Below are 9,769 nucleotides of genomic sequence, written 5' to 3'. Positions count from 1 at the left end.
CGGTCAAAACACCGGGCCGCAGCTCTGGCGATGATGGAGACAGCTTCAAGGCCCGATGAACACCGCCACGTTTGCTGAGTTCGCCGAACGGGCTGACTACTCCCTGCTGGAAGCCCTCACTCCTGATCCGGAGGCGACAGCAGATGGAGAGGACCACCGTCCCCGCCAGGTGCTTTCAGGTCATTACGTGCCGGTGACGCCCACCCCGTTGCCGGAGCCCCAATACCTGGCGCATAGCCGAATGTTGTTCCGCGAGCTTGGCCTGAGTGACGACCTGGCCCAGGACAGCCAGTTTCGTCGGATGTTCTCCGGAGATCTCGGTGTCGCCACTGGTCCGATGCGGCCCTGGGGTTGGGCGACGGGTTATGCCCTCTCGATCTACGGCACCGAATACACCCAGCAGTGCCCCTTTGGAAATGGCAATGGCTACGGCGATGGCCGTGCCATGTCGGTGTTTGAAGGGCTGTTTGAGGGGCGCCGCTGGGAGATGCAGCTCAAGGGGGGCGGGCCGACGCCCTACTGCCGTGGTGCCGATGGTCGAGCGGTGCTCCGTTCCAGCGTCCGTGAATTCCTCGCTCAGGATTTCATGCATGCCCTTGGTGTGCCCACCTCGCGTTCGTTGACGCTCTACGTCTCCCATGCTGAGACGGTCCGTCGCCCCTGGTATTCGGAGAATTCACGCTCGATGGACCCGGACGTGATGGTCGACAACCCGGCGGCGATCAGCACCCGAGTGGCGCCATCGTTTCTGCGGGTGGGTCAGCTGGAGTTGTTCGCCCGCCGTGCACGCAGCGAAGCCCACCCTCGGGCGCAAAAGGAGCTGCACTTGATCGTGGCTCACCTGATCGAACGCAATTACCGCGAGGAGATCGATTCCTCCCTGCCATTCACCGACCAGGTCGTGCTGTTGGCGCAATTGTTCCGTGATCGCCTCACGGCCCTGGTGGCCAACTGGATCCGCGTTGGCTATTGCCAGGGCAATTTCAACAGTGACAACTGCGCAGCCGGTGGCTTCACCCTCGATTACGGCCCGTTCGGATTCTGCGAGTTGTTTGATCCGCGCTTTCAGCCCTGGACCGGCGGTGGCGCTCACTTCTGCTTTTTCAATCAGCCGGTGGCAGCTGAGGCCAACTACCGCATGTTCTGGAAATCCCTGCGCACGCTGATGGAGGGTCAGGCGGAGGCCCAGGCCCAACTCGACCAGCTTCTGGAGGACTTTCCCGATGCCATGCGGGAGGCGATGGAACGCATGTGGAGCAGCAAACTCGGCTTGCCGGGCTACGACGAGGCACTGGTGCAAGAGCTGTTGCAGCTTCTGGTGGACTCCAGTGCCGATTATTCGATGCTGTTCCGCCGATTGTCTGATCTGCCAGAGCAGATCGATTCGCTGCGGGAGTGTTTCTATCTCCCCCTGTCCACGTCTCTTGAACGTCAGTGGCAGGGCTGGTTGGTGCGCTGGAATTCCTTCCTACCCAGCGGCGTTGATCGAGTCCAGATCTCCGCAGCCATGCAGCAGGTCAATCCTGCGATCACCTGGCGTGAGTGGTTGATTGCTCCGGCGTACCAGCAGGCAGAACGTGGCGACACGACCTTGATGGCTGAACTGCAACAACTGTTCAGCGCGCCTTACGACACCCCCTCCACTGAGCTTGCGGTGCGTTACGACCGGTTGAAACCGCGTGAGTTCTTCAGCGCAGGCGGAGTGTCTCACTACAGCTGTTCCTCCTGATCGCTTTCTGGGGGACGACAACAGATGCATGAACCCTGACGACGTTCTGCACTTCTGGTTTCAGCAGTGCCGACCCTGGCAGTGGTTTCGTCGCCGCGACTCTTTTGATGCACTTGTGCGGGATCGTTTTGCTGCTCTGGTGGAGCGTGGCCATGCCGGCGATCTTCAGGATTGGGCTGACAACGCCAAAAGCGGTCTGGCTCTTGTGCTGCTCCTGGATCAATTCAGTCGCCAGATCTGGCGAGGTGAGGCCAGGGCTTTTGCAGGCGACCGACAGGCTTTGGCCCTCGCCCTGATGGCCCTCCAAAAGGGATGGGTGGCGACCGAACGGCAGCGGCCACGTCGGCAGTTCTGGCTGATGCCTCTGTTGCACAGTGAAGCCCCGATGGTTGTTACTCAGGCCGTTCCCCTGCTGGAGCAATTTGCAGATTCCGCCACAGCTGATGTTGCCCGTCGCAATCTCATCCAGCTGCAGCGCTTCGGCCGTTACCCCCAGCGCAATGCAGCTCTCGGGCGCGTGAGTTCACGGGAGGAAGTGTTGTTTCTGCAGCAATTTTTCCACTGATGCGGTGTTAAGAGCCCCATCGACATCGGCAGGCTCATCGGTGGGCTCATCCATGCGGGTGCTGCTTGGTCGGTGTGTTCCTGAGGGTTCATCAGGAGCAGAATCTTCTTGGCAATTTTTTCGTGCATTTCGACAGGCTTGGATGCACCGGTGGAGGGGGATGGTCTGGATCGAATTTCAGTTCAGCAAGTGATGGAACAAAGCAGTTGACTTCAAGGAATAAAGACGATGCAGAAATGATCTCAGTTTTCTTGCATCACCCTTGCCTGGTCTTTTTGTTAAAAATGAGTTAAATGCGTGTTAAATTTGAGAGAGTCTTCGGTCGGTGGCTTGCTTCTCGAGATTGATCCAGCAGTCGTGACTCACTTTCTTCTCATCGAGTCGCGAAGGCTTCCAGGAGCTCCAAAGGCCATGACGGCCCGTACCTTTCGAAACAAGCGTTATTTCGGCATGGTGATTGCCGACGAGGCTCTCAAACCTGGCAAGCCTCTGGAAAAATGCAAGCACGTTCAGGCGATGCATCAGCGATTTGTGGATGGTTTGGACTGGAATCAGACGGAATATTCAAAATTGTATGAGAAAAAATACCGAAAAATGGAACGTCATGGTGGAGAAGATGGCAGCTTTAATGTTTTTACCAAGAAAAAGCTTAAAAAGTATGATGCTATTTATGAAGACATCAAGCTCGGCGGGTATAAGCAATCAGCGTCGATTGAGGAAAATATCGAAGTTGCGCTGGATGCGAATGGCGAAGTGCTGTTGATTGATGGTCGACACCGCTTGGTTCTGGCGCAGCTGATTGGCTTGAAAAAAAATTCCTGTTGTCGTTAATTTAATTTCTGAAAGTTTTGCGAAATTATGCGTCGATCACGCTGATAGTTTCAGGAGCCAATTGCTTGAGAGAACCGTTGTCGGTCGCGTGAATTCTTTGGCCACGGTTCCAGGTGGGCGTAATAATAAAGGTGTTTTGGTGAATTCATACCAACGCAATTATTTCCCTGGCTCATAGCAGGTTGAATTTTTCGCTTGGTGTTTATTGGTGCTGTTCGGCTTCATCCGCCATCAACCGCAGTGCCGCATTCATCACTGCCACCTTCACTTCACGTCGCTCCAGTCCTTGCCGTTCGAAGTGGCGGACGATGCGCGACAGATCCCACCAGACGGCCACTTCGACTTCATCCATTTCATTGGCGACGTGGAGAGCCATGGCTGCGCTGTGTCCTATTTCAGCTGTAGCCCGCTGCCAGCTTTGCCTGAGGCTCCTGCTGAATGACTGCTGAATTCAGTTGCGATTCAGCCTGGATGGTGGATCGTGGCTACGAATCATGCAGTTGCCCCCTTCACCTTGCAGCACTATCTGATTGTCTGGACATTCCCGACCGTTGAGGGGGCCTGGGAGTCATGCCCTGGTTTTGCGGACTACATCAATTCCGGTGCACCTGGAGATGCCTTCGACGGCTTCGCACTCAAATACCGCGTCTGCGAACCGATTAGCGGGAGTGGTGTAGCGATTGCCGTTGCCAGTGACATCGGCAAAGTGTGGGCGCATCTCGGACCCTGGATCAAGGATTTCGGTATTCAGTTCGAGGTGACGGCCGTGGTCTCGGATGCCGAATTTGCTGCAATGTGGCCGATGGTGGAAGCTGCAGCATCCGTCGACTGAGACGGCTGACCCTCAGACCATTGCCCGGCCTTGACGCTTGCCTTGCTTGAGCCTTTGCTGTTTCTTGCTGCTGCTTTAGCGGCTTCGGCGGGATTGTTGATTCTCCAGTTGGGTCTGCGACGGGTGTTTGCTGTTGCACCCCGATTGAAGCCGGCCCAGGAGGCTCTCGCCCAAGACACGTCTCTGACTGTGGTGATTCCCGCCTTCAATGAAGCCCACAACATCGAAGCCTGTCTGAGCAGCGTGCTGGCGAGTGCGCCTCCCTGCCGGGACTGGTCGGTGCTGGTGGTGGACGACGATTCAACGGATGCAACGGTCGAGAACGCCATCCGCGCTGGGTCTGGAGCGGCGCAGTTCCGCCTGATCCAGGCGGGCCCCAGGCCCGTTAAAGAGCGCTGGGTCGGCAAGAACTGGGCCTGCAGCAAGGCCGTTGAGGAGGTCTCCAGCGATTGGTTGTTGTTCATCGATGCCGATGTGCGACTCAAGCCCGATGCACTTCGTCGGGCTCTGGCTCAGGCGGTGGCTGAGGATGCCGATTTGCTGAGCCTGGCACCGCGGCTCAGTTGCGGATGCCTGGCGGAATGGATGGTGCAGCCGATCATGGCCAGCCTGCTGGGCCTTGGCTTCCCCATCCTTGAAACCAATGATCCGGAATCGCCGGTGGCGTTTGCAGCGGGTCCGTTCATGTTGTTCAAGGCATCCACCTACGCCTGCATCGGTGGTCACCGGGCCCTGGCTGGCGAGGTGGTGGAAGATCTCGCCCTCGCCCGCGCCATCAAGTCCGGTGGCCATCGCCTTCGCTATCTGCTGGGGGTTGATGCGGTTGACCTGCGGATGTACACCGACCTCGCTGCTCTTTGGGAGGGGTGGACCAAGAACTGGTTTCTGGGCTTGGACCGGGACCCCGTCAAAGCCCTCGGTGCCGCCTTGGTGGTGGTCTTGATGTTCACAGTGCCCTGGCTGTTGTTGCCTGCCTCCCTCATGCTCCTCTGGCTTCAGCCCCTGCTGTCATCGGTTTGGTGGTTGCTGATGGCAATGGCTGGTGTGGCCATCCTTCAACAGCTGCTGCTGAGGCTGTGGACGCGCAGCAACTTCGATGTACCCCTCAGCTACTGGTGGCTGATGGGCGTCGGCGGGTTGTTGGTGGGTGCAATCGGCCCCGTGTCGATCTGGCGCACACGCACCGGTCGCGGCTGGACCTGGAAAGGACGCGCTCTCGGCTGAGCTTGTTGGCTCAAATCAGACGATCACCGGTGGTGCGCCTGTTTGCGTGCATCTTCAGCCCGACGCCTGAGCGCAGCATGACGGAATGCTTTTTCAAGTTTGGTCAATCGAGGCTGATTTTCCTGTAAGGCAGCTTCACCCCGTGCTTTGGCCGCGTTGATGAAATCGTCTGATTTGGTACCGCTGAGTCCACTCATCTCAAGTCCTTAGCTAGCTCAAGCCTGATCGCTTTAAGGGTCAACTTGGCTCGAATAAAAGGCCTTCTATCGAATTCACCCTTGAATGGTTGCTTGATGATCTGCCTGGCTCACACCCGTTGGTTAAAACCGCCGAAGCGACTGCTGGAACTTGGCTGAGGCGAGTCCATCCCATAGAAATGGTGAAAGCTGAATGGCTGCTGTCCGCCTGTGTGCGAAGGTAAACAGTCTTGAGCCAGTCTTTTTTTTGACGATCTTCATTGGAAATCTCTCCTGGGACGCTGAGCGGGAGGATCTCATTCACCTTTTCGGACAGTACGGCGAAGTGAGCAAATGCTCCCTGCCGCTCGACCGGGAGACGGGCCGCAAGCGTGGTTTCGCTTTTGTGGATCTCAGCAACGAAGCCGATGAGCAGTCGGCGATTGATGATCTCCAGAACGTTGAGTGGATGGGGCGTGCCATCTCGGTTCGCAAGGCTGAACCACGACGCTGACTTGCGGGACGAACCAACGGGAGATCTGCCGGTGATCGTTCACCGGCAGATCCAATGTTGTGTTCACCCCTGAGTTGTGCTGCAAGGTTTGCTCTCCTCAGCTTCCGAAGCCTCGCTCGGTTGCTGATGGAGAGCCTTTGTCTTGCGTTGAGTTCGCGTTCGCCTGCTGCTTTTGAGATGCCTGGTTGAACCGGCTGTCCAGCCAACGTGAGACCACATAAATCCCGATGAACATCGGGATGTAGATCTGATATGCACTCTGTTGCTCAATCTGCAGCTGATTCACAACCGTGACGGCTGCTGTGCTGAGCACGAGGTAAATCCCGACGCGTCGAAACACGGGTGACTTGAACAAAGCTTTGAAAGGGCCGAGGTGATCATCATGCTCACTTGCTGATGAAATCCCTCAGCTGGGGGATGTGCCCGACGCGATTGACCAGCTGAATGGGGAGGCCATGCCTTGAACTGATGCCACCCGCCTATGACCTGATCATTGAGCGTGGAGGCGCCATTGTGGTGGAGACCATTGAGGCCTGTGATGAAGATGCTGCCTGGCGCCTCGCTCTGATGCTGCACATTGATGCCCTCATGGCGGTGGTCTGTAGGGAGGAGCACAAAACCCGTTGAAAAGCAGGGTTTAAGCTTCTTTTAAGGATTGGAGCGATTCTGTGGTTGGCTTGATGGCGTCAGGTTTGTTCCTCATGTTTCCGTCGATCCCCGGGGCGGATCTTTCTCTGTTTCGTCAGCTGAACAGCGAACTTGGAGCGCTCTGTCAGGAGCCTCCCATTCAGGCTGTCAAGGTATGTCGCCTGCATTCGCGCTTGGTCAACCGTTAAGGAGAGGTGCGGGGGCTGATTGTTCAGCGATCGTCCTGCACCACACCACAGGCAACCCGTGCACCGCCTCCACCGAGGGGAGGGTCGTCGCGGTACGTATCCCCCCCTGCATGAACAATCAGTGCCTTGCCCCGGAGATCCGTTGTGCTGAGCCGTGGTGCAACAACGCTGGTGTTGGTTTTGCCGTTGTCATCAACAATCAGCTTGCTCAGATCGCCACGGTGGCCGTTGCCAAAGGGGCCGAGGTGCTGGCCGGACTTGTCTGGATCCCAGTGTCCACCTGCTGCAAGGCCGGCAACTGCGGTGCCCTCCGCTGTCTGGCCCGCCTCACAGCTGCCAAGGCTGTGCAGATGGAAGCCATGCTCCCCTGGTGTCAGGCCCGACAGATCGGGATAGATCACCAGACCCTGATCGGTGTCCTGCGCTGTGATGCTGCCAATGGACTCTCCAAGTCCATTGGTATCGATGCGTTGCAGCGTCACCTCCAGAGCTCCGCACCAGCTGGGTGTGACGATGAGCAGGCTGACGAGCAGAAGGAGCTGGGCGAGCAGGCGACGCATCACAGAACAGCATGTTCTTGAATTGTGCCCTCCGGTTGGTGCCTTCTGCGGTGAAGATGGTGCGTCGTTCGATCAATGCTTGGTGATGCGGTGGGAATACACCCAGTTGCGCTTCGTACCCCGTGGCAAGTCGTGGACCGGTGAAATCGAGGAGCTCTGGTTGGATGATCGCCAGCTGATCTCCAGAAGCCACCCGCAGCGTGATGTCTCCCTCGTAGGGCTCATGAATGAGTTGGGTGAGCAAGGCTGGGAATTGGTGACCTATGCCCAGCCTTTCACCGGTTATCACGGTGGTTGCTACACCTTCAAGCGTCAGAAGTAAGCGGCTGGCTCATAGCAGGCTCGCGTCGATGTGCTGTGCCATTCCCATAAAGCCAATGACCAGCAGAGCAACCGCAATTGTTGAGGCAAGCGATGCCAGGCTTATTTGTGTTTGATGGCTCAACGTTTACAAGCCTCCACCTCGTTTTTTAGATGCACAAGAATGCATTGCTCGTAACAACTTCCGTCGTCAAGATTGCAGAGCGTTAAGCACTCAAAGTATGCATTCACTTGAGATTCGGTGACGCAGGCATCGGCTGCATTTGGTGATTCCAGATTTGTACTCAGCATGTCTTTCATCGGTTCGCTCGGCGACACTATGCTGATTTTTCTTTTGAGGCAACGATAATATTGCGACGGGTAAATACCTAGATAGTATTACCTATATCGAGATTCACTTTTTGTTCTTGTGCCTGAGACGAGAATGATTTGGTTTGCAAGCTCGGGCTCTTTAAAATGAAGGGATGAACCACCGGAATCCCACTGAGCGGCTTGAGGACGAGCTTGATCGTGCCAAGGGGCTTGGGCGCTGGCTTAGTGACGATGAGCAGGCAGAGCTCGATCGTGCGGCTGATGCCGTGGCCGAACGCCTGGAGGCCAGGAAGCGGCGTCAACGCAAGCTTGTGGTTCTGACGGCGGTTTGTCTGTTGATTCCGCCGCTTTGGCCCTTGGCCTTGGGGCTGACCTTGTTTCTCCTCTATCCCGACACCATGGGCAAGATCGGGCTGGCCGCTGCTGTCGCCTTATTGGTCGGTGGATTACTGCTGGCTGGTGTGTTGGGGTTGGCCATGGTTTGGCTGGTTCAATTGCTTTTTTGATCAGTCCAAGTCATTGGACTTAACAACGGTCATTCCGACAGGGGCCAAAGCAATCAACGCCAGTTTGATGTGCTGGATGCCGAAAGGAATGCCGATGATCGTGACAAAACAGGCCAACGCACTGCTGAGGTGACCGAGGGCTAACCACCAACCGGCCACGAGGAACCAGATCACGTTGCCGATCAGTCCCAAAGGACCCGTTCCCAGGTCGTCTTGTCCCCTGACTTGGCGGCGGTTGATGGCTTCTGAACCAAAGGGCCACAGGGAGAAAAGCCCCAGCACCCAACACGACCGTGCCCATGGAAGACCGACGATGGTGATGGCACAGATCAACGCGGCAAGCCACCAGGCCAGAGCCATGGGCAGTCCGCCAAGGACAACCCAGAGGAGGTTGAGCACAACAGAAATCATGTCTCCATTGTCACGGCAAGGCCGATCGTCATTCGTTAAATTCTGTAAAAGGTGTTTGACCAGTCATGTCAGGTCGCTTCGGGATTATTGGTTGTGGATACGTCGGATCTGCAGTCGCTGTCCATCTCAGGCGTCTGGGCCACGAGGTTGTTGGCACCACCACCAGTCCTGGCCGGCTTGGTGAACTCTGCGATGTCGTTGACCATCCCCGCATCTACAGCGCTGGCGACCCCATGGCTGATGTCAGCTTTTTGGACCGTCTCGATGGTGTTTTGATCGCCATGGCCCCAACCACCGCAACTTTTGAAGAGGATCAGTACCAGAAGGTGTATGGACAATCGGTTCCCGCCCTCGTTGATGCCCTCCGCCACCGTTCTGGTCAAAACCCGCTGCATGTTTCTTATCTCAGTAGTGCAGGTGTCTATGGGGATCAATCAGGTGCGATCTGCAATGAGTTGACTCCCCCGGACTGTTCCAGCAGTGCCAATGCTCTTCTCGCCAGTGCGGAGTCAGCTGTTCTCGCATTGAACGATGCTTCGACCCAGGCCTGTGTGCTTCGGCTTGGTGGCATCTATGGCCCTGGTAAAGACATTCCCTCTTTTATCCGCAGCGCCGCTGGTCAGTCGGTTCGTAAGAACGGCAACCACATCAATGCCTGGGTCCATCTCCAGGACATCATTCGTGGCGTTGAGTTTGCGTTAGATAAACGACTTCAAGGGATTTACAACCTTGTGGATGATCTTCAGTTCACCCGTCGTCAGCTGTCGAATGCCCTCTGTGATGACCACGGTCTCCCCCCCGTGATTTGGGACAATCACGACCGCCCCGGGGCACGCATCTTCAACGCTCGTGTCAGCAATGCCCGGCTGCGTGAAATTGGATTCCAGCCCAGCATTCCCTCCATGCTTGAACCTGTGGCGGCCTGAAGCTGGATCAAGCATTAGCGATTTCG

The 9,769-nt window shown here is 56.6% G+C and carries 15 protein-coding genes; 10 read left to right on the top strand and 5 right to left on the bottom strand.

What is annotated here, in order from left to right; translation table 11 throughout:
* Window positions 1-55: 55 nt before the first annotated feature.
* From SynPROSU1_RS07895 to SynPROSU1_RS07885, 3 genes are all read left to right on the top strand, one after another.
* Entirely contained in the window at window positions 56-1,729 is a 1,674-nt protein-coding gene (locus SynPROSU1_RS07895; RefSeq protein ID WP_186570035.1) for a protein adenylyltransferase SelO family protein, read from the top strand.
* A gap of 28 nt (window positions 1,730-1,757) precedes the next feature.
* Window positions 1,758-2,294, top strand: coding sequence for a DUF924 family protein (locus SynPROSU1_RS07890; RefSeq protein WP_186570034.1), 537 nt, complete (start codon window positions 1,758-1,760; stop codon window positions 2,292-2,294).
* 330 nt (window positions 2,295-2,624) lie between these two features.
* On the top strand, window positions 2,625-3,125 hold the full coding sequence (locus SynPROSU1_RS07885; protein WP_186570033.1) for a hypothetical protein: 501 nt from the start codon (window positions 2,625-2,627) through the stop codon (window positions 3,123-3,125).
* Between the two features lie 202 nt (window positions 3,126-3,327).
* Here the strand turns inward: SynPROSU1_RS07885 and SynPROSU1_RS07880 are convergent, their stop codons facing one another.
* On the bottom strand, window positions 3,328-3,501 hold the full coding sequence (locus SynPROSU1_RS07880) for a hypothetical protein (protein ID WP_186570032.1): 174 nt from the start codon (window positions 3,499-3,501) through the stop codon (window positions 3,328-3,330).
* A gap of 138 nt (window positions 3,502-3,639) precedes the next feature.
* Between SynPROSU1_RS07880 and SynPROSU1_RS07875 the strand changes: the two genes are divergently transcribed.
* Together SynPROSU1_RS07875 and SynPROSU1_RS07870 are read left to right on the top strand one after the other, a co-directional pair.
* Window positions 3,640-3,957 (top strand): DUF3303 domain-containing protein, encoded by a 318-nt coding sequence (locus SynPROSU1_RS07875; RefSeq protein ID WP_186572305.1) that lies wholly within the window; start codon window positions 3,640-3,642, stop codon window positions 3,955-3,957.
* A 30-nt stretch (window positions 3,958-3,987) separates the two neighbouring features.
* On the top strand, window positions 3,988-5,181 hold the full coding sequence (locus SynPROSU1_RS07870) for a glycosyltransferase family 2 protein (RefSeq protein ID WP_186570031.1): 1,194 nt from the start codon (window positions 3,988-3,990) through the stop codon (window positions 5,179-5,181).
* Window positions 5,182-5,204: 23 nt separating this feature from the next.
* On the opposite strand, the gene SynPROSU1_RS07865 is transcribed toward SynPROSU1_RS07870, so the two are convergent.
* Window positions 5,205-5,378 carry a hypothetical protein gene (locus tag SynPROSU1_RS07865; RefSeq protein WP_186570030.1) on the bottom strand — a complete coding sequence of 58 codons (174 nt, stop codon included), beginning with the start codon at window positions 5,376-5,378 and terminating at the stop codon, window positions 5,205-5,207.
* A gap of 247 nt (window positions 5,379-5,625) precedes the next feature.
* On the opposite strand from SynPROSU1_RS07865, the gene SynPROSU1_RS07860 reads away from it, so the two are divergent.
* On the top strand, window positions 5,626-5,871 hold the full coding sequence (locus SynPROSU1_RS07860; protein ID WP_115161927.1) for an RNA-binding protein: 246 nt from the start codon (window positions 5,626-5,628) through the stop codon (window positions 5,869-5,871).
* 97 nt (window positions 5,872-5,968) lie between these two features.
* Here the strand turns inward: SynPROSU1_RS07860 and SynPROSU1_RS07855 are convergent, their stop codons facing one another.
* Entirely contained in the window at window positions 5,969-6,226 is a 258-nt protein-coding gene (locus tag SynPROSU1_RS07855) for a hypothetical protein (RefSeq protein WP_186570029.1), read from the bottom strand.
* A 113-nt stretch (window positions 6,227-6,339) separates the two neighbouring features.
* Here SynPROSU1_RS07855 and SynPROSU1_RS07850 point away from each other — a divergent pair, with 113 nt between their 5' ends.
* Window positions 6,340-6,498, top strand: coding sequence for a hypothetical protein (locus tag SynPROSU1_RS07850; RefSeq protein WP_186570028.1), 159 nt, complete (start codon window positions 6,340-6,342; stop codon window positions 6,496-6,498).
* Between the two features lie 232 nt (window positions 6,499-6,730).
* Here SynPROSU1_RS07850 and sodC read toward each other — a convergent pair whose 3' ends face one another.
* Entirely contained in the window at window positions 6,731-7,267 is a 537-nt protein-coding gene (sodC, locus tag SynPROSU1_RS07845) for a superoxide dismutase family protein (RefSeq protein WP_186570027.1), read from the bottom strand.
* Window positions 7,268-7,352: 85 nt separating this feature from the next.
* Between sodC and SynPROSU1_RS07840 the strand changes: the two genes are divergently transcribed.
* On the top strand, window positions 7,353-7,589 hold the full coding sequence (locus SynPROSU1_RS07840) for a hypothetical protein (protein WP_186495351.1): 237 nt from the start codon (window positions 7,353-7,355) through the stop codon (window positions 7,587-7,589).
* A gap of 463 nt (window positions 7,590-8,052) precedes the next feature.
* Window positions 8,053-8,406, top strand: a complete 354-nt coding sequence (locus tag SynPROSU1_RS07835; protein ID WP_186570026.1) for a hypothetical protein — start codon at window positions 8,053-8,055, stop codon at window positions 8,404-8,406.
* Here SynPROSU1_RS07835 and SynPROSU1_RS07830 read toward each other — a convergent pair whose 3' ends face one another.
* Entirely contained in the window at window positions 8,407-8,817 is a 411-nt protein-coding gene (locus tag SynPROSU1_RS07830) for a YccF domain-containing protein (protein WP_186570025.1), read from the bottom strand.
* A gap of 65 nt (window positions 8,818-8,882) precedes the next feature.
* Here SynPROSU1_RS07830 and SynPROSU1_RS07825 point away from each other — a divergent pair, with 65 nt between their 5' ends.
* On the top strand, window positions 8,883-9,743 hold the full coding sequence (locus tag SynPROSU1_RS07825; protein ID WP_186570024.1) for an SDR family oxidoreductase: 861 nt from the start codon (window positions 8,883-8,885) through the stop codon (window positions 9,741-9,743).
* Window positions 9,744-9,769: the final 26 nt, after the last annotated feature.

This window comes from Synechococcus sp. PROS-U-1, from assembly GCF_014279755.1.
GTDB lineage: Bacteria > Cyanobacteriota > Cyanobacteriia > PCC-6307 > Cyanobiaceae > Parasynechococcus.
This window is presented reverse-complemented; position numbering and strand designations above follow the sequence as displayed.